This window comes from Marinobacter persicus (assembly GCF_002934325.1).
GTDB lineage: Bacteria > Pseudomonadota > Gammaproteobacteria > Pseudomonadales > Oleiphilaceae > Marinobacter > Marinobacter persicus_A.
In genome coordinates this window covers 1-20,153 of record NZ_PTIV01000027.1, presented here as the reverse complement: position 1 = coordinate 20,153, position 20,153 = coordinate 1, and the positions used below count along the sequence as shown (strand labels likewise).

General features: G+C 52.7%; 15 protein-coding genes and 1 pseudogene. 10 read left to right on the top strand and 6 right to left on the bottom strand.

Going from position 1 to position 20,153, the window contains the following annotated elements; genetic code table 11:
• Positions 1 to 27 precede the first annotated feature (27 nt).
• From BY454_RS13100 to BY454_RS13080, 5 genes are read left to right on the top strand one after another with little or no spacing between them, the layout of a single operon-like run.
• Positions 28 to 660, top strand: coding sequence for a restriction endonuclease subunit S (locus BY454_RS13100; protein WP_104417008.1), 633 nt, complete (start codon positions 28 to 30; stop codon positions 658 to 660).
• Positions 653 to 2,167: a type I restriction-modification system subunit M gene (locus tag BY454_RS13095; protein ID WP_104417009.1), complete on the top strand. Its 1,515-nt coding sequence runs from the start codon at positions 653 to 655 to the stop codon at positions 2,165 to 2,167. Before BY454_RS13100 ends, BY454_RS13095 begins: the two co-directional genes overlap by 8 nt.
• The gene (locus tag BY454_RS13090; protein ID WP_104417010.1) at positions 2,157 to 3,257 is read left to right on the top strand and encodes a restriction endonuclease subunit S; all 1,101 of its coding nucleotides are present in this window, start codon (positions 2,157 to 2,159) and stop codon (positions 3,255 to 3,257) included. Before BY454_RS13095 ends, BY454_RS13090 begins: the two co-directional genes overlap by 11 nt.
• Positions 3,254 to 6,535, top strand: a complete 3,282-nt coding sequence (locus BY454_RS13085; protein ID WP_104417011.1) for a type I restriction endonuclease subunit R — start codon at positions 3,254 to 3,256, stop codon at positions 6,533 to 6,535. The genes BY454_RS13090 and BY454_RS13085 overlap by 4 nt, the downstream gene beginning before the upstream one ends.
• Positions 6,532 to 7,338 (top strand): M48 family metallopeptidase, encoded by an 807-nt coding sequence (locus BY454_RS13080; RefSeq protein WP_104417012.1) that lies wholly within the window; start codon positions 6,532 to 6,534, stop codon positions 7,336 to 7,338. Before BY454_RS13085 ends, BY454_RS13080 begins: the two co-directional genes overlap by 4 nt.
• Positions 7,339 to 7,852: 514 nt before the next feature.
• Here the strand turns inward: BY454_RS13080 and BY454_RS13075 are convergent.
• A complete protein-coding gene (locus BY454_RS13075) occupies positions 7,853 to 8,431 on the bottom strand; it encodes a recombinase family protein (protein WP_104417013.1) in 579 nt (192 codons plus the stop codon).
• Positions 8,432 to 8,768: 337 nt separating this feature from the next.
• On the opposite strand from BY454_RS13075, the gene BY454_RS16790 reads away from it, so the two are divergent.
• A complete protein-coding gene (locus tag BY454_RS16790; RefSeq protein ID WP_146082716.1) occupies positions 8,769 to 9,365 on the top strand; it encodes a hypothetical protein in 597 nt (198 codons plus the stop codon).
• A gap of 467 nt (positions 9,366 to 9,832) precedes the next feature.
• Here the strand turns inward: BY454_RS16790 and BY454_RS13070 are convergent, their stop codons facing one another.
• The gene (locus tag BY454_RS13070; protein ID WP_104417014.1) at positions 9,833 to 10,069 is read right to left on the bottom strand and encodes a helix-turn-helix domain-containing protein; all 237 of its coding nucleotides are present in this window, start codon (positions 10,067 to 10,069) and stop codon (positions 9,833 to 9,835) included.
• A gap of 155 nt (positions 10,070 to 10,224) precedes the next feature.
• Between BY454_RS13070 and BY454_RS13065 the strand changes: the two genes are divergently transcribed.
• The 4 genes from BY454_RS13065 to BY454_RS13050 are packed head-to-tail and all read left to right on the top strand — an operon-like array spanning position 10,225 to position 12,228.
• Positions 10,225 to 10,461, top strand: coding sequence for a hypothetical protein (locus tag BY454_RS13065; RefSeq protein WP_104417015.1), 237 nt, complete (start codon positions 10,225 to 10,227; stop codon positions 10,459 to 10,461).
• The gene (locus BY454_RS13060; protein ID WP_104417016.1) at positions 10,454 to 11,662 is read left to right on the top strand and encodes an Arm DNA-binding domain-containing protein; all 1,209 of its coding nucleotides are present in this window, start codon (positions 10,454 to 10,456) and stop codon (positions 11,660 to 11,662) included. The genes BY454_RS13065 and BY454_RS13060 overlap by 8 nt, the downstream gene beginning before the upstream one ends.
• A complete protein-coding gene (locus BY454_RS13055; protein WP_104417017.1) occupies positions 11,652 to 11,960 on the top strand; it encodes a hypothetical protein in 309 nt (102 codons plus the stop codon). The genes BY454_RS13060 and BY454_RS13055 overlap by 11 nt, the downstream gene beginning before the upstream one ends.
• The gene (locus BY454_RS13050; protein WP_104417018.1) at positions 11,953 to 12,228 is read left to right on the top strand and encodes a hypothetical protein; all 276 of its coding nucleotides are present in this window, start codon (positions 11,953 to 11,955) and stop codon (positions 12,226 to 12,228) included. Before BY454_RS13055 ends, BY454_RS13050 begins: the two co-directional genes overlap by 8 nt.
• A gap of 3 nt (positions 12,229 to 12,231) precedes the next feature.
• Here the strand turns inward: BY454_RS13050 and BY454_RS13045 are convergent, their stop codons facing one another.
• From BY454_RS13045 to BY454_RS13030, 4 genes and pseudogenes are all read right to left on the bottom strand, one after another.
• A complete protein-coding gene (locus BY454_RS13045; RefSeq protein WP_104417019.1) occupies positions 12,232 to 15,588 on the bottom strand; it encodes a site-specific integrase in 3,357 nt (1,118 codons plus the stop codon).
• Positions 15,588 to 17,960, bottom strand: a complete 2,373-nt coding sequence (locus BY454_RS13040) for a site-specific integrase (protein ID WP_104417020.1) — start codon at positions 17,958 to 17,960, stop codon at positions 15,588 to 15,590. The genes BY454_RS13045 and BY454_RS13040 overlap by 1 nt, the downstream gene beginning before the upstream one ends.
• A 7-nt stretch (positions 17,961 to 17,967) precedes the next feature.
• On the bottom strand, positions 17,968 to 18,573 hold the full coding sequence (locus tag BY454_RS13035) for a hypothetical protein (RefSeq protein ID WP_104417021.1): 606 nt from the start codon (positions 18,571 to 18,573) through the stop codon (positions 17,968 to 17,970).
• A gap of 939 nt (positions 18,574 to 19,512) precedes the next feature.
• A pseudogene (locus tag BY454_RS13030) lies at positions 19,513 to 20,153 on the bottom strand (hypothetical protein); the annotation flags it as partial.

The following is a 20,153-nucleotide window of genomic DNA, read 5'->3' as shown; positions in this document are numbered from 1 at the left end:
GCAGTTTTGCATCATTGGGAATATTGCATGAAGAAAAAGTCAAGGCAGCAACTGACACTTCGCAGCGTAGCTACCATCCACCCTGGCTATCCGTTCCGTGGAAAGCTGCCGGTGGACAAGGACGGCAATGCGTTCGTGGTACAGTTTCGCCATCTGGTAGCAGGAGAGGCTTTGGACGACAAGGACGGTAAAACTCTTGATCGGGTGATCCTCCCCGGACGGCGACGACCGGAATATCTCCGGCCCGGCGACATCCTGTTCATGGCCCGAGGTACCCGGAATGACGCGGCGGTGGTCAGGGCGCTGCCCCATCACACCGTCTGCACCCCGAACTTTTTTCACCTGCGCCTAAAACCTGAGGCCTTCAATCTGATGCCTGAGTTTCTGTCCTGGCAACTGAACCATGTGGACGCTCAGCGATACTTCGCCATGTGTTCACAGGGATCTGCGGCTCCGAGCGTGACCAAAACCCAGTTGGGTGACCTGCCCGTTGTGGTGCCGTCCCTCGAACAGCAAAAGCTGATGATGAAGGTGGTCGGAGCCGCGCAGCGGGAACAAGCACTCTTGGAACAGCTAATCGAGAACCGGCAACACATGACCGATGCGGTTGCCCGCCACATACTTCGTCCGGATACGACAACAGGGAATCACTATGAGTAACGACGCAGTAAAGCAGGAACAGATCAACAAGGCGGTCTGGAACGCCTGTGACACCTTCCGGGGCACTATATCCCCCGACATCTACAAGGACTACGTGTTGACCATGTTGTTCGTGAAGTACCTGTCGGACGTTTGGCAGGATCACTACAACAATTACGTGGCCGAATACGGCGATACGCCGGAGCTAATCGAAGAGTTGATGAAGAACGAGCGCTTCGTGTTGCCCCGGGGTTCGAGCTTCTACGACCTGCACGACAAGCGCCATGAGCCGGGCAACGGCGAGCGGATCGACAAGGCCCTGCACGCCATTGAAGAGGCGAACATCGTCAAGCTGGCCGATGTGTTCCAGGACATCTCTTTCAACTCCAACAAGCTGGGCGACGAAAAGCAGAAGAACGAAATCCTGCGCCACATTCTCGAAGACTTCGCCCGGCCGGAACTGAACCTTCGTCCGAGTCGGATCGGGAAGCTGGATGTGATCGGTAACGCCTACGAGTACCTGATCAAGAATTTCGCAGCCACCTCCGGCAAGAAAGCCGGCGAGTTCTATACCCCGCCGGAAGTCTCCGAACTGATGGCCGAGATCGTTGATCCCCAGGCCGGCGATGAGATCTGCGACCCAGCGTGTGGTTCCGCGTCCCTGTTGCTCAAGTGCGCCAACCAGATTCGCAAGGAAGACGGCTCCAAGAAGTTTGCCCTGTTTGGTCAGGAAGCCATTGGCAGCACCTGGGCCCTTGCCAAAATGAACATGTTTCTGCATGGCATCGACAACCATAAGCTCGAATGGGGCGACACCATCCGTAACCCGCTCCTGCTGGACGAGAACGGCGGCCTGAAGCACTTCGATGTAGTGGTGGCCAACCCTCCCTTCTCACTTGAGAAGTGGGGCCATGAAGGCGCGGACGGCGATCCTTATGCACGTTTCCGCCGGGGTGTGCCGCCTAAGTCCAAGGGCGACTATGCGTTCATCCTGCACATGATCGAGACGCTGAAGCCGAAGACCGGCCGCATGGCGGTGGTTGTGCCCCACGGCGTCCTGTTTCGAGGCTCAGCTGAAGGCAAGATTCGCCAGAAGCTGATCGAAGAGAACCTACTGGATGCCGTGATCGGCCTGCCCGAGAAACTGTTCTACGGCACCGGCATCCCGGCAGCGGTACTGGTGTTCCGCAAGGATAAGACCGACAACAACGTGCTGTTCATCGACGCCAGCCGAGAGTTCCAGGCCGGCAAGAACCAGAACCAGTTGTCCGAGGAAAACATCGCCAAGGTGGTCGACACCTACAAACAGCGCGACACCCGGGACAAGTATTCCTACGTGGCCAGCCTGGAGGAAATTCAGGAGAACGACTTCAACCTCAACATCCCCCGTTACGTGGACACCTTCGAGGAAGAGGAAGAGATTGACCTGATGGCGGTGCAAGCGGAGCGGAAGGAGATCGAGGCGGAGATTGCGAAGCTGAACGAGCAGATGGATCGGTATCTGAAGGAGTTGGGTTATGGTGCCTGAAGGTTGGGTCAGAATTCCCCTATCAGAAGCTTGCAGCATGAAAGCTGGGAAATTTGTTCCGGCTAATGAAATATCAAAAGAACCCATGTCTGGGTTCCACCCTTGTTACGGCGGGAATGGGTTGCGCGGCTACACGCGGTCACATACGCATGCTGGAAGCTACTCTCTAATCGGCAGGCAAGGCGAGTTGTGTGGAAATATAACTTTTGTAAATGGGAAATTTCATGCGACGGAGCATGCTGTTGTAGCGACGCCGGCCGAAAAGATTGACACTGGCTGGCTGTATTACAAACTCATAGATTTGAAACTAAATAGGTACGCGACGGGCCAAGCGCAGCCCGGCTTATCAGTTAAGAATTTGGAACAAATTCCTCTTATCGCACCAAGTAACCTCCCAGAACAAAAAAAGATCGCCCAGATCCTCTCCACCTGGGATCAGGCCATCACCGCCACCGAGCGCCTGCTTGAGAACAGCCAGCAGCGGAAGAAAGGGTTGATGCAGCAGTTGCTGACCGGGAAGAAGCGGTTGCCGGGGTTTGAGGGGGAGTGGGGAGCTGAGAAGCTAAAATCACTGTGCGCCATTAGGACGGGCAAAAAGGACGTAAATGAAGGAAATCCTGAAGGTGCGTATCCGTTCTTCACATGTGCCAGCGAACCAACCAGAAGCGATAATTACTCATATGACTGTGAAGCCCTGCTTATTGCGGGAAATGGAATAATCGGGAAAACACATTATTTCAATGGCAAGTTTGAGGCCTATCAGAGAACGTACATTCTCACCGATTTTTCTAATGAAATTGTAGTTTCCTATCTACACCAGTTCATTCTGTATTGGCTGATGCGTGATATAGATAGAGAAAAGCAGCATGGCGCTATGCCCTATATAAAGCTGGGGCTTCTCCAAAGCTTCAAAGTGTTTTTGCCAAGTATTGATGAGCAACTTGCGATCGCAGAAGTGCTCTCTACCGCTGACAAAGATGTATCCGCGCTGCAACGTCGACTTGAATCACTCATCCAAGAAAAGAAAGCCCTGATGCAACAACTCCTGACCGGCAAGCGTCGGGTGAACGTGGAAACGGAGGCCGCATGAACACCACCCCTCAAGGGAATGAGCAGCATTCCAGTCACATCCCGGCCCTGGCCACCCTGATCAACCTTGGCTGGACGTTTTTGCCGGCCACGGAGTGTCAGGCCCTTAGGGGCAGCCAGCGGGATGTGGTGATGAAACCGGTGCTGGAGCGCGTGTTGCGCCGGCGCAAGTTCGAGTTCAAGGGCGAGTGGTATCCGCTGTCCGATCAAGCCGTGGATCAGGTGATCCGGCAGGTCACAACGCCTTCGATGGCCCAGGGCCTTATGGCGGCCAACCAGTCGGTGTACGACGACCTGACGCTTGGCATCACGGTGACCGAGTTCATCGGCGGCAAAAAGGCCACGCCGACGATCCATCTGATCGACTGGGAGAACCCGGACAACAACGAGTTCCATGTCACCGAAGAGATGGAAGTCTTGTCCGCTCAGGGCACCCACACCCGACGGCCGGATGTGGTGGGCTTTGTAAACGGCATTCCCCTGGCGGTGATCGAGGCCAAGAAAGCGGCCTCCGGCAACCCCAACAAGGACATGGTGGAAGAAGGGATCAGCCAGAACATCCGTAACCAGAAAAACGATGAGATCCCCTACCTGTACGCCTTCGCCCAGCTGTTGTTTGCGATCAGCCGCAACGACGGCCGGTACGGCACCACGCATACGCCGATGAAGTTCTGGTCGAAGTGGCAGGACGAGGAGTTCGACGACCAGTACGTGCAGAGCATCAAGAACCAGCCGCTGTCTGCGTCGGACAAGGACGCCCTGTTTCAGGACAAACCCGGCAAGATCCGCGACTACTTTGAAACGCTCTGGTCGAAGCCGGTGATGCCCACCGAGCAGGATCGGCTGTTGGTGGGCCTGCTCGATCGGTACCGCTTTCTGGAATTTCTCCGGCTGTTCATCCTGTTCGATCAGAAGATCGGCAAAATCGCGGCTCGGTACCCGCAGGCCTTCGGCATCAAGGCGCTGCTGGAGCGGATCTCGGACTTTAAACCTTCGGGTGAGCGCAAAGGCGGCGTGCTCTGGCACACCACCGGCTCCGGCAAATCCTTCACCATGGTCTATCTGTGTCGGGCTCTGCTGCTCAGCGACGCGCTGAAGAACTGCCGGATTATCGTGGTCACCGACCGGGTGGATCTGGAGAAACAGCTGTCCAAGACCTTCCTGACCGGCGGAGCCTTTGGCGGCGACATCGCCGGCAAGAAGAGTGGCGATTCGCTCGCCAAGACCCGCTCGGGTAAAGATCTGGCCAAACGCATTGGCCAAGGCAACGACCGGATCATCTTCACGATCATCAACAAGTTCGCCTCGGCCGCCAAACAGCCGGAGTGCTACAACCCCTCCGAGAACATCATCGTCATCGTTGATGAAGGCCACCGGAGCCAGGGCGGCGAGAACCACCAGCGCATGCGCCTGGCGCTGCCCAATGCGTCATTCATTGCCTTCACCGGCACCCCGCTTCTGGACAAGGAAAAAAGTGAGACCGCCGAGAAGTTCGGCGCCATCATCCACGCCTATACCATGAAGCGGGCCGTGGAAGACGGGACGATCACCCCACTGCTCTATGAGGAGCGCAAGCCGCTGTTGAATGTGAACCAGGAGGCTGTGGATACCTGGTTCGAGAAGGTCACGGCGTCCTTGTCGGACGACCAGAAAGCCGACCTCAAGCGCAAGTATGCCAAGCAGGGCCAGATCTACACCGCCGAGGACCGCATCAAGCTCAACGCCTTCGACATCAGCGTGCATTTCAGTGAGAACTTCAAGAAAGCCGGACTGGAGCTGAAGGGCCAGCTGGCCACGGACAGCAAACTCAGTGCGATCCGATACAAGAAAGCGTTGGATGATCTGGGCCGGGTGACCAGTGCCATCGTGATTTCCGCCCCGGACACCCGGGAGGGCCACACCGAAGTCGATGAGACCAGCCTGCCGTTGGTGCAAGAGTGGTGGAAAAAGAACGTCACGGGCGACCCGGAGGACTACGAGAAGACCATCATCGAGCACTTCGGTACCGACGGGCCGCCGGACATTCTGATTGTGGTGGACAAGCTCCTGACCGGCTTCGATGAGCCCCGGAACGCGGTGCTCTACATCGACAAGCAATTGAAGGGACACAACCTGATCCAGGCCATCGCCCGGGTGAACCGCCTGCACCCACAAAAGCGCTTTGGCTACCTGATCGATTACCGGGGCATCCTCAAGGAACTGGACACCGCGATCCGCGACTACCAGGACTATGAGCACCAGACTCAGGGCGGCTTTGCCATCGAGGACATCGATGGGCTGTATTCCAACGTGGACACCGAATACAAGAAGCTCCCTGCCCTGCACGATCGGCTCTGGGGCTTTTTCTCTCACATCGAGAACCGGCTGGATCAAGAGCCCTACCGTCAGGTGTTCATGCCCAAGTACGAGACGGACGAGGACGGCGTGGAAGTGGACCGGCACCAGGCGCTGCGCGAGGACTTCTATGAAGCGCTGACCGAGTTTGGCATGTGCCTGAAGACCGCCCTTTCCACCCAGAGCTTCTTCGAGGACAAGGCGTTTTCCGAGGCGGATATTCGCCGGTACAAGGAAGACCTGAAGTGGTTTGCTGACCTGCGCAAGACCGTTCGGATGGACGCTCAGGAAACCGTCGACTACTCCGAATACGAAGGTCAGATCCGGGATCTGATCGACCGGTATGTGACCGGCGTGGATGTGGCGCCCGGCGACGAGCCCGTGTTGATCGACCCGGTGGATGACAAACCGGAGGAGTGGTCGGACGAGAAGACCAAAAACGAAACCGACAAAATCAAAACCCGGACAAAGAAAACCATCGAGCAACAGCTGGGCGACGATCCCTATGCCAAAGAGGTGTTCTCAAAGCTGCTCAAGGATGCGATTGAGAAAGCCGAGTCCATGTTCGACTACCACGCCCAGTTCAAGATGTTCAGCGAGCTGGAGGCCATGGTGGATGACCGGGAGGTGCCGGATTTGCCCACTGACCGGTTCGACGGTAACAAGCACGCTCAGGCCTACTACGGTGCGTTCAAGCTGGTGTTGGGAGATGACTTCACGGAGCTGGAAGCCGAGAAAGGCGAAGAACTGATTCAGGAAGCCTTTGAGATCGACAAAGTGGTAAACCGGGCCGTGGCCGAAAACTCCCTGAATCCCGTGGGCATCGAGCAGGACGTTCGCAAGACGCTCCTGCCCAAGCTGTTCAGTCTCATCGGACTGGATAAGGCCAAGGCCATGCTGGATGAGATTGTGCAGATCCTGAGAAACGGAGTGGCGAAGGGATGACGGCGGTCGATCCGACACAGGACGATAAGCCGAAGGAATACCGGTGCCAGTATGGGGACCGGGCCTTCCGGTACCACCTGTGTTACCTGTCCGGCCACAAGCGGGCTTCCATCAAGGCGCATGTCCACCCGAACGGTCAGGTTCAAGTGGATGCGCCGGAGGGAGCCGGGCTGTCGGCCATCAAGGCGGCGGTGCAGCGCCGGGCGCGGTGGATACTCAAACACCTGGATGACATCGAAGAGCGCACCCGCTATGTCCAACCCCGACAGTGGGTAAGCGGCGAAAGCCAGCTGTACCTGGGCCGGCGGTACGTGCTGAAGGTGATCGACGATCCCGACCAGCGCCGGGTCACCTGCAAGCTGATCGGCGGGCAGCTGCGCGTGCAGGGCAAGGATCTGAGTCCAAAGCGGACCCAGAAAGCGGTAAGCCAGTGGTACCGGGACAAGGCCCGGGATGTGTTCGAGCGACGGCTCAAACTCATGGTCGATGCCCTACCCTGGGCACAGGCCGTGCCGCCCTGGCGCATTATGGAAATGCAGACTCAGTGGGGCAGTTGTTCACCCGAGGGCGCGGTGCTGCTGAACCCGCATTTGGTCAAAGCCCCGACCCGGGCCATCGATTACGTGCTACTGCACGAGCTGTGTCATCTGCAGGAGCATAACCACAGCCCGCGTTTCTACGGACTGCTGGATCGGTTTATGCCGGAGTGGCGGTCTATTAAAGAACAATTGGATGGGCAGGCAGAGGAACTTCTGGGTTCCTCAGAAAACAATCCAGCGTTACGGCCTACTCAGAAGTCATAGATCACAATATAGCCAACCAACCTTGTGAGAAACTATCCATGATTCGGCTCACTCTATTGTTGCTGACGATTTTTTCAATTCCTGGTGTTTCGCATGGGCAAGTGGAATACAAAGATCATATCAAGAACGCTTTGAACCAAGCTTATGATCAATGCAGTTTCTCTGCCCCATCTTCCTCTAACATGAGAAATAGCTACTGTGCAGGTGTCTTGCACACTGCAGAGCTTCTTTGGCCAAACACTCAATACAATTCTGATTCACCAACCGTCTGCACAAATGGAGTTTTTGGTGCGCCAGCGATTGAACGAATGGTCAGGGTTCTGGATCTGTTAAAGAAAGAATCTGAAACTCGACAGTTCTCCATTATCATTCCTGACAACTGGAACCCCAGCAGGTCGAGAGACTTCATTCTCTTATCATGGGTTCTCTCTTTCCCCTGTGATTAAGCAGAGGTGGTTTCAACAACTGTGTCGATAAGCAAGCACGCTGTTCTGTCGCCCCTACATGCTTGAGATTACTCACGATTCGATCCTACGCGAGACTCCAAACGCTGAAGTGAAGCGTTCAACGTGCCTCGCGCAACACTAAAATGTTCAGCTACTTCTTTTTTGGTGATGTTCGGGTCAGACAGCATCGCTGCCGCTTTTCTGACGTCGGAATCCGACATGGAGGGTTTTCTCCCTCCTTTCCGGCCTCTAGCCCTGGCTGCTTGAAGTCCAGCCATTGTCCGCTCTCGAATTAGGTCGTGCTCGAACTCAGCTAGGGCCCCAAAGATATGAAAAACCAGACGGCCACCGGAACTGGTGGTGTCGATGGATTCAGTCAGGGATTTAAACCCGACGCCTCGATCATGGAGGTCTTGGACAATCTCAACCAGGTCCTTCAGAGACCGGGCTAGACGATCCAGCTTCCAGACAACCAGAACATCTCCCTTCCGCAGCATACGTAAGCATTGCGGCAGCTCGGGTCGTTCTTTCAATGTCCCGGTAAATTTTTCTTGGAAGACCTGTTCGGCTCCGGCTTTCTCCAAGGCATCGACCTGGAGCTCCGGATTTTGGTCGTTTGTGCTGACCCGCGCATAACCTATGATCATAAAAGGTACCTTTTCTGTTCATAGATTGTTGTACGTGATTGCTGGACGCTAAACAAGCCGAAATCGGGTATTTTTGAGGGGTGAGTGTGAGCGTGCAACAAACGACCGTTTTCCTTCTTAGCAAAGGTTAAGAAAATAATTGCACTCAAGCCTCTGAAAATGAACCATGAAGCTGCAGGGACTACGGAGCATTTTCTTTTTAGCGGGGGAAGCTTAACAGTTGAGCGTGACCGAGAACTAACTTTTCATTTAAAGGTTGCTTGATATTTTAAAAAAAAGAATTTATCGTTATAATTAACCAAATTAAAATTTTGTTTTGGATTTATAGGGTCAAGCTGTGAATAATATTTATTTAAATGCTTTTTTGTTTTTTTTGACTTTATCTTTTGCTCAGGCCTCAGCCAGTGAGATTGAAGAAAGAAAAAAGTCGGATGTAGAAAGTCTAGAAAAGATGATTGAATTAGTAAAAAGTGTTGAGCGTAATGGTGGCAAAGGTGTTAAGGCTGTTCCGTTTAAAGAAACGAATCGACAATATTCCATAACGTGGATTCATTCAAAAGGATATGGAAAAGATGATATGCCGCCAACTCATATGGCTCAAGTTAACCCAAGCTCTAGTGGTGGCGCTTCGATAGCATTCAAGATACAAAAAAACTGTTCAGTTGCTGGTGGAAGTGAAGGTAATCTGGCCAATAGGGTTATTAGGGTTGATGGTCAGAATATTAATTCATTAGTTGGGTGTGGCCCAGACTCATCTAATCCAAAAAAGAATTGGGAAGTATATTTGCTGAATACTGATGCAGGAATGAAATACGTTTATAGGAGATTTGCAAATAAACATTATGTTTTTGTAGACTTTGGGAATGGTGATATCCCTTTTGACACCATAGGTTTTATGGATGCTTGGAATCGAGCAGATTCCCCGGCTTTATAAATGAAGTTTGTTCGCTACCATTGGCCGCAGCGATGTGGATCGTATTCCAAAGTGACAGCGGCTTCTATTAATATCTCTTATTGAGCTGGCTATTGGTGCGCCCGGAACAATAGGAACTGATAAACTGGCCATAACAAAACGGTCGACCTGGTACGAAGAGCGTACCGATTTTGGTTCCCTCACTGCACTCCGGCGCCAGTTAACTTCAGGGTTGCTCGCCCATCATGCATGTTCGCTTTGCGAGCTTATTGGACAACTTATGGGGTCAGCTTCCGGCAATTCTATCGACGTGAGCAATTGCCAATAACGGGCGTTATGTTCAACAGCCGCGGCGGCGGTGACAGGAAATAAAAAAACTGTCATGCCAAAGCTAACACCACTTTTCAAAGGCAACACCTCTCTGGACAAAAAAGCTGTATCGCCTGGGAGCAAGAAAAACCTCAGCCTACCGGCGATTTTCAAACCCGTCAGCCTTTGACCTCCTCCTCGTCCAAGTACTCTGCAACCCCCTCCAAAGGAACGTCAAAATACGCACAAAGCTTATCCAATATCTCGGTATTGGTCTTGTATCCGCGCTGGTTAGCTATCTTTGACAAAGTCGTCCTGTGAATGCCGGTCTCCTTCGAAACCTCATCCAAAGTAACGCGCCGATCTTCCCGAAAGCCTTTCTCGGCCAACAACTCTTTTAAACGAAACCGGATCATCCGAACTCCCCTCCTACGAATCCGTACAGTCTAGCACCTTCGGCTGCCAGTCTCATCTTTTGATGCGCAAAATCGACTAAAAGTGCTTGACACCGACAAACTCCGGACTAGAATGATGACTACACGCTACACAAGAAGCCAAAGAGGATCATGTGATGACTATGAGCTACTTAACCACCCAAGAGCTAGCTGAACGCATTAAATACGATGTTCGGACTATCCGGGAAAGATTGAAAGATAACGTCCTCATTGAAGGTATCCACTACATCCGCCCATTCGGCGGGCGGAAGATCCTGTATCTGTGGGAGCCCATTGAACGGGATATGGGACTTCATTCTGAGCAAGAAGCTTTTGCAATCCCCATGGCCAATGGAGGAATCATCAATGGGTAGCATTCGCGTCAGAAAGCAAACCGGAAAACTTTTTCTGGACTTCAAGTATCGAAACAAACGCTGCCGTGAGCAGACCGCTCTGGAGGACACAGCTAAAAATCGTAAAAAACTCCAAGCATTAATGGACCGCATCGAGGCTGAAATCACTCTCGGCATCTTTGACTATCCGCAGTATTTTCCAAACAGCGCTAATGCCGCGAAATTTCAGAAGGAAAAGGAAGAGGAGGAGAAAACAGGCGCGCTAGAGAACCATGAACACACGCCCCTATTTAAAAGCTTCGCCCATACCTGGATCGGAGAAATGAGCATTCAGTGGCGAAAGTCGCACCTCACCACCGTGGAGGGAACTTTGAAAAACTACCTGATCCCCGAATTCGGGGAAAAAGAGGTTGGCCGCATCACCAAGAAAGAGATTCTCGAATTCCGGGCATCACTCGCCAAAGTTACCACCCGGAGCGAGAAGCCTCTTTCTTCTAGTCGTATCAACCGCATCATGACGCCTTTGCGCATGATCCTGGGAGAGGCAGCCAACCGGTATGATTTTAGCTCACCCTATCATGGGATCAAATCCCTGAAGGTTCCTCGTACCGACGTTGAGCCCTTCGACATCGATGAGGTGAAGCTGATTCTTGAGTCCGTTCGGCCGGATTTCAAGAACTACTACACCGTCCGTTTCTTTACCGGCATGCGTACCGGCGAAATCGATGGTCTCCAATGGCAATACGTCGATTTCAAACGCAGGCAAATTCTCATCCGCCAGTCCCTGGTCAACGGAGAGCTGGGTTACACCAAGAACGACGGCTCCTTCCGCACCATTGAAATGTCTCAACTGGTCTACGACGCCCTGAAGGAGCAACAGAAGGCGACGGGCAACATGGACTTTGTGTTCTGCACCCGGTCCGGCACGCCGCTGTCTCACAACAACGTCACTAAGCGTGTCTGGTACCCATTGTTGGCACACCTCGGGTTGCGTAAACGTCGTCCGTATCAAACCCGCCACACCGCCGCAACGCTCTGGCTCGCTGCCGGCGAAAACCCAGAATGGATCGCTCGGCAGATGGGGCATACGACGACCGAAATGCTGTTCCGCATTTACAGCCGTTATGTCCCGAACCTGACTCGCCGTGATGGGTCCGCTTTTGAGCGGCTGCTCATTACCCAGTTTGAGACGCCCACAGAGGAGACCTCCGATGAGCACTGAGCTGAATCCTACTCTGCCGATGACGTTTATCCCGGTAACAAACCTGATCCCTCGTGAGCGCCGGATGATCCGCAATATGGCCGGTGCGCTGAATGCAGCATTTCAGATTGCGCCGGGACGAGAGCTCGTCATTCATCTGGGGTTGGGCGGCGAGCGCTCCAACCTCGAGGCTTTGGAAACCTGGGTGTGTCAGCAAATGCTGACACACCGCATGCATCCGTCCCGGGAGAGCATGGGCTGGTATGTCAGTCAGCTGGAATCCACGTTGAACTGCATCGAGGAGGAGAAGCATGACTGACACTCACAAGGCCGGTATCCGTCTGGCCTATTGGGCTGACGTTTTCACTATTCTGAGCGTCGAGCTGCTACCCAAACGATTTCGGGGGATGAAGGTCTGGCGGCTGGTTCTCTACTGCAAAGGCCGCCACGCGGTTGCCGCTCTTCATGAGCTTCGCGTACCAACGGACTGGGCCCCACAACCCGGCGAAAAAATTCATGCCGCTCTGAAAATGGGCTCGGGCAAAGGTGCGAAACACCTCCATATTCAATTCATAGACCCCGCCTGAATCTCACTCGGCTTGGCATTGCTCATCACAGGGCACTGCCAGGCCAAACTGCTCTTCATAGAGTTGTCGAGCCTCTTCTGAGGGATCTGCTTTGATGACGTAAACGGTCATCGCCACAAAGCGCATCACCCGCCATAGCAGGTTTTGTTTTTTATTGAGCCTGCCCGGTGGCCGGACCGAAACCGAATCGATCACCAGATTCTCATACCGCTTTTTACGTGTCGGCTTAATAACCCGCACATAACGAGGTTCTGTGCCGTAGACCTCGGCCCAGTGTTTAATTGTCGCTTTTTCGTCAACCTGCTTGTTCACCCGAACGTCAATCGTACATCTGGATTTAAGCTGCAGTTCGCACAGAAACCGATAGTGCCTACGCCACCCCTCCGTGTTTGGATAATGAGGCTTTGAGTCACTTCTCGTGCTGTTGCTTAAAAGGTTCCAGATGCAATCCAAGGCCTCTTCCGGTTTCTCTTCATACCAATCGAGTAATCTGTAGAAAAATCGATGCGCGTAAGACCTTGTGTCAGGGGTGTTAGGAGGGCTGATGAAGCTCCTGAGTTCGACCGGACCTTTGGACATATCCTTTTCATTTAAAGGCCTCAAGACCAATTCGTCTTCTCGCGACATCCTGGAGCCAAAGTGCCCAGGCGTTGCCAATGAGGATGCAGGCCTTGCACGTTTTTTATGGGTTCGCAGGCTCATGACGTAAACTGCATTGCAGTGCCACCTTATTGCGTCTTGGTACCTCACCTCGCACAGGTCTGCAGCGGCTTTTAAGCCCCGAGGAACCATCTTAGCCTCACCAACAGGAACATCTGCTTCTGTTGCCAACATCAATTTGTAAGCATCGAGATACCGAACCTGATGCCGATCGCTTGCATCCCTCGCCAAGGCACCTTCAATGCTCACTTCAGTAACATCATTTAATGGCGGATTTTTCCGCTGGCCTTTTGATGGCCAGCGATCAATCAGGCTCTGGGCAAGATCACTCGCACGATGGTAATTTTCTCCCACTTTCTTGCGATATCGATGTTTCTCTACAGCTGCAACGGATTTCCCCAACAGATCCGCTTGCTCCTGTACCGTTAGTTCGGGATTTCTTCGATTCCACAGGTGCGATCTAACCAGCCAATCCACCAGATGGGCGTATTTCTGCAGGGTTATTGTTGGCGACGCATGTCCAGCCCATGCCGCCAGTGCCCATAACGCCTGACTTTGCGTGTGATATCCGAGGGTTTTCCAAAACGGTCTGTCCGTCGCAAGAAGCTCTTCGTGGTGAAGCGCACCTGTCCAACACCGTGGCGGCATATGTTCTCCTGGGCGGCTTTCCAATAACCGCAACAACGTCCAACTAACGAAACTGTGCCGCAGATTGTGGAACCTGAACGCCGGATCGCCAGTGATCTCCTGCAACAACCGGGTCAAGGGTTTAAATACCAAATAAGATTGGACCGGGCCTGACCCAGCACCATGCTCAGAAAAAATGGACCACATCTCCGGGTGTCCGGGAATCACCTCTCGACGCTCGGCATAAAAGCGGGCCAAACACTCAAGCTCATGGCTTGTCAGCAGATGACGCAATCGTAGTGAGCGTGTCCCTGCATCACTTTTTATCTGGCCGTTTTTATTGGGTCGAACCAATAAACGAACATCGTCGATAACGGGATCGTCGATACCAGGAAAATCGGCAAACAGCCGACTCAAGGCTTCATTACGCCTCAAACCACAGCGATATCCCATGATGAGCAAAACTTCTTGTAAAGGCGCCCAGCGGTCTGTCTGTGCCTTTTTTTGTAGAAGCAAGCGAGCACGCCGGTATTCCTCTGGAGTGAGTATTCTGGCGTCAACCTTGCTGATGCGGCCGGATCCATCGATATCAACCGGAGGAACGTTGTAAACCGTTTCGAGGAACTCATGGAACATCCCAAGCCGATACGATCGCTCCCCACCACCGTAGGACTGATTTACGATATTGTCATAGACCGATTGCCATGTATCAGCATCCAGCCCAAATGGGTCGACAAAGACCTCCGCATGGTCAAGCAATGGTTTAATTGAAAGGAGATAATCAGAAATGGACATCAATAAGAGGCTATCTTTCTTCTTCCCACCACTGATGATCATGTATTGGGCCCAATGCCCCATAAGTTTCAGAATGGGAGAAACATCCTCCTGCTCAATAAATTGCGCTATCCAACCCACGCAGGCCTTTCGCTTGGTTGTTCGGATGCCCGCCCTCAGGCTCTCCAATAACGTCTGTTGATCCGAAAACTCGGTTTTTGGCTGAACATTCATGCACTGTGTTTGGCCCAGCACATCTTCATCTGTCGATTCTTGTTCAGCCTCCGGCAACTGCCGCTTCCCTGTTAGTACCCGGCACCAGTTTTCGGGAGAGACCGGCACACCGAGCAAGGTGTTGCGGCAATAATTAACTAACGAGATCGGCAGCTCGCACGCCGCTGCGGCCTGAGCGATACCGACAACATCTTGCGCTACCGCCGGAGGTAGATCAGCCCTAAGCGCCAACTGCGCAACATAAGGTTTCAGAAGGTACTTGAAATGCGGATATCGGTCCGGCCTGTCCCTATCGACCGTCGGCCACTGTTTTTTCCAATGTTCATGCCATCGTCTTAGCAAAAGCTGAGTTACCGGTGCCGGGAAAATACGGCGCTTGAGCAATGGCTTCTGTGCCCCTTCAACAGTGGACGACTCTCCTAACCGTCCATCATCCAGATCCAGCCAAACGATATTTTCTTCTATCCTGACCCCGGCCTGAATGGCCGCAGGAAGTCGCTCAATCAGGTTTTGATTAAGCACGCCAGAATGAGCAACGAATGAATAGAGCAGTTGTCCGGCATCGAACTCCATAGCCAGCCGATCTAGCTGAGGTCGTGGGGCACTCAGGCTTTCCCAGAAGGCCTCCTCTAGCCGATCAAACTGGATCAGTCGTTGACCGACCTCCGGTGTCAGGTTGGACGGCTCCGTTCTATTGACGGACAACGGTGCTGGCAGAGGCAGTTTCCAATCCAGCGCTTTGATGCCCCGTTCTAAACCCTGGATTAAATAGCGGTGTACGTTGCGGTAAACATAACCGTCACTGTTCGCACAGACTACTGTAACCAGCTCATTGATATCATCGTGTGAGCGCTCACAGAGTGATACACCGCGATAGAGTTCTTCATCCCACTGTTCCAGTCGAGCGAGCGCCGCTCTTATCTGTTCCAGTTTTTCCCACTTTCTATCCAGCGCTCGACGTTGATCTCCAGACGGTTTTTTCTGTTCTGAGCGCTCCAGGCTAGCCTGTAGTTTGTGAATGGGCGCCAGCCAACCACTCCAAATCACGGCGGCATTTGGTTCCATTAATACACCTCCGTGATCGTCTCAAGCCCCAGCCTCTGGCTCAGCTTGTCCATTGCGCTGCCCACAACATCGCAATAATCTAACGGATCGATACTGGAGTGTTTACCCCAGGGCTCTTGACCAATACCCCAGTGCCCCATAAATGCATTCACATAAGCCCCGGGCACTCCTTGTTCCCTGAGGCTGCCGCGTAGCCAATGGCGGCTGAAGTTCAGCGGCAGGCTATACGCCCACAAATAGTTGCTGATGGTTTTCGGACGAACCTGCACCTCATTGAGGTCCTCATCGAGGTAGAACAGGAATGTCGGTTGTCTTTCGCGATCTAACACGCTTAGGCGGGCACGCACGTTAGCTGCGTGTTTCTTATAAATCGACAGCTGATCCGCTAATACCTGACAAAGCGGCACCATCCGTGCATGACTGGCTCCTTCTCCGGTCTTATCTGTAATAAACAGGATTCTGCGTTTGAGGTTGAAATCACTGGCCCTGGCGATCGGATCCTGAACAGCCCGATAACCGGTCATCCAATAAATCATCATCACCAGGTAATTCATTATGGCGTTATGCAGTGATCTCAAACCGCCGGCCTGACCTTGTCGGGCATAATCCAATTTGGCTTGTTCCCTGAGACCCTTGAAGGATTGCCTTACCAGGCTCTCCTGAATCACCAGGTCTGAACCGACATTTCCATCAATCGGCAGGGTAATCTGCTGGTTTTTCACGGGCTCATTTGGGCACCACAAGGTCTGCCATCGAGATGTAACTTCAACATACCGCTCAACCAATCTCTGGCGGCACGTATGATGATAATAAATGGCGGCTGAAGGACCAGATGGCGGTTCACGGTTTGTAACCAGGCATGCCTCAATTAAATCACCACCTTTCTGATGCAGCTCCTCTGTCAGCTGATACGCAATGCGGAACTGCGTCAGCCGTGCTCTCCTTCTGCTATTAATCTCGGCGATAATCGCCTTCACTTCCGACCTAACGGATGCGGTTTCCGCTTTCCGAAAAAGCGAGGCGCATTGTTTTTTTGCTGAACTCGCCCGCTTTCTCACCAGCGCCTTGATCCGCTCCCATATGACCGGTGGAAACGGCAAGGTAATGCTTTGATAATGCAACTCAAGCGCTGGTTTATATTTACCCTTTCGCAATCGCCGATCGTCTGGTTTTTTGATACCTGTGTGCCATTCGCCGGATTCGGCCAGCACATAGACGCCGCTTGATGGCGGCCTTTCCGGCAGCTGGCACTGATTGTTACCGACTCTAGCTTTCAGCACCTCATCCAGCTCCCGGCCTGTCAACAACATCAATGACAGAGCCAGGATGGTCGTGGGCTCAAAATGGCGACCGTCGTCGAGTAATAGGATTCCGAGCTTGCGCAGCTCATCATCGTTCAGCACCTCCCATCGCTCGGGTAGTAGCTGGGCCAGTCGACGACGGTGCATCTGCCTACTGACCTGGGTTCGAACTGATTGCGTGAGAGATCCGCCCCGCTTAGTGTGGATGGGCGTAACAGCTTGATGAAACGAGGGACTATCCGAAAGCTCCTCCGGTGCAATTCCGTCCTTGAAATGATCCGACGATCTCAGAGCCTCTACGGAGCGGCGAAACTCAATTTGCCTGATTTCCGAGGCCCCTGAGATGATCTCGGAATCCGGGTCACGTTTCTCCACCGGGATTTTTTTCTCTAGTAGCCACTGCTCCGCAGAGTCCTTCTCGATCTGCTTAGATTGTGAACGAGGCTCATATTTCCGCCAACCTAGATAAGATTCGAGGAACAACCTCAAGTAGCCTAAATAATTCTTCTGTGCTCCGTGATCTGCCAATTTGCGCTCATCTAAACCCTGCATAGCCTCTTCTACATCATCATGAATTCGATCCACCGGCTGATCCAGTGACGGCAAATAATGCAGCGCTGGCCCCGAGATTTTACGAATCGCTCGCCAAACCACCACGTGTCGTTTATTAAAATCCTTACTCGCCGCCGGGTCGTTTTTATCTTTAAGGGAATGTCGCCACTGCTCAACGCAGGCCATAACAAAAACGGCCAAAGCAATTCTCTGGGGCTCAAACAACTCATCTTTACCCAATGCGTAAAGGCCACCATGCTGCGGGTACACCGTTTGAAAACCACCAGCATCCGAGGCAGATTTTTTCTCGAGATACTCCCCCATTCGTCCGTCACGGCAAATGGAGGCCAGATTCTCAGCAGCAACAAACTCATAACCCTGTTCAACAAACGCGGGCAAAATCCGTTCGAGCGCTCGTTGCACATAATTGATACCTTTCCAGTCCTCTCTCGGAATAACGAGGCGTTCGAACTGTTCAGCTACAGGAAGATCCACAAAATCCTGAAAAATTGACGGCATAACTACCTCACAGAAAACTTTGCTGGCCAAGAGGAGACGATGCGAACTTAGGATCCGTAAGCTGTAGCCTTCGGTTAACGCCCAGCCACTCCTCCATTGCAGTCCGGCTTCGAAAGCAAGGCGACAGAGCCATCAGTAGGTCAGGGTTCGATAACTTAATTAGCTGTACAAGTGATTGAGGAGAATGTGAGAGATCAAGCCCTTGAGTGACGATATTCGTACAAATCGTCAAATTTGAAAGATCGGCCACCGACAAGCCTCCGGTAGGCTGGCTGGTGACCAACGCAGGAATTTTCATATCACCCGGAAGGCCTTGGCATAGTTCGACTGAGCGAAAATTTCCCTGCACCCCGTATCGCCTCGCGCCCTTCTGCGGGTAAAGCAAAGGTGGGTTGAGCCAGGTAGCCAGTTCGACGGCAAGCTTCGTTAACCCTTCGCCACGTTTCAGTGCGGGAACCGGGGCCGTTAAAATTTCGAGCAAAGCCCCCTCGTCGATCGTTACTGGGTCAATCTGATCAATCCGCACAAATTTAAGCTTTGGCCTCTCCAGGAGGTCTTCCACCGCATCCATGATTTTTACCTCGTAGCTGAAATCACCATTCCATTTTCTCATGGGATTGGACGCCAAAATCCGGCTGCACCAACTCAAATATTCCTCTTAGGAATAGCTGTAGCCATAAGCATTCCTTGATGACAGCGCGGACCTTTGCCCTCCCCAACGACACATAGCAATACCACAGGAAAAACCCGATGTGTGGAAATCGACGAAATTCGCAAATTTTACCCGATTTTCGATAGGCTTTGCGCCTATTCGCAAATTTAGCCCCCTCCCGTTTAGTGAAAACAGCCCAACTTACTTAGCCAACATTTCGGGTCTAGACGCCTCCCCCAAGCTCGTCCATAAGCTGTAGCTCAAACGGTCGGTGAACCAGGCAGCATGTATAAACCGGAGGAAATCATCGATTACCAATGAAATAATGCAGGACTCAACTCATAGAGGGGGATTCTGATGCAAGACTCCAGGAAGCCCACAGCCACCAAATCAGCCCGCGTAAAAATGCCCAAGGAGGCACCTACGCAGAAGCCATACCGAATGACACGTTCTGAGATCAGCGAGTTGCGGCAAAAATCTGTAAAAGCCATCGAATATCTGATGAAACAGTGATGCCTTCTTATTCACTAGAAGGAGGGAAGCCAAACCTACGAAAAAGCGTCTGCACTGGAAGCAGAGAGGTGAAGCCTTTGGGAGGCGTGCAAGGTTTGGCTATCTATTAGTCAACGCTGGGTAGCTGGGACCAGTATGTAAGCGGGGGAAGGTCAGCTGACCGGGCTTGTAACGCAGCGCCTCTCCTTCTATTCAAAATCTATGGCCTGAGGTGAGGAAGGCCTGGATTGTCCACAACTACCGTACTCTGTGATTGAATCCGTCCAAATTTGGACGGCAGTCACGTTGCCATGAACAGAGGTTTGGCGTGCCAAACTAGCCAAGCGTCCGGAAATGCACCTGCTGTGAGGATATTTTTGGCGCAGACATCGAGAACCAATGACGTCATCAAGACTGATAATGTTCCTCAAGCAACTCATCCACCGCGTGCACAATGATGTGTGGCAGTTCCGGACGATGAGATTTCATCAGATCAATGTCTTCGCGCTTGAGCTTTTTGCCCTGCCGGTTGTCCCAAACTATTCCAATCCAGACCGTTAAATAGGTCGCGGAAATCAATGGTAAGACGACGGCTTGCCAGGAACCATGATTCATCCAGTTAAACACAGGAAACGGAGAGAGAAAGACTTGTGCGCTCAGGACGAATGTGCACGACCACCAAACCAACAACCAGTTTTTGCGTCGTGCTTTTAGTCGAAGGCCTGCTTCCGTCACACTGAACAGATCGCATTTCTCGTAAAAATTCTCGATTGAGCGTTCGCGATCGTCCGGGTCTTCAGCAGTGAGATCCGGATCCGATTGCAATCGATTGACGGCATCCATCCTCAGGCTATGAAGGATCCCGGTCCGGCGGTTAGATGGCGCAATAGTGAGCAGGGCTCGGATCGCTTCTTTCTGTCGCTCAATTCGGTAATGAATATCGTCCAATGACCACTGCGTAAACCGCTGAAGGTTGCCACCCATTCCACGTGAAGCCTGCCACCCGGACCGGAGCAAGGCTGCCACCCATCGGAGCGTAGCGACGCGGG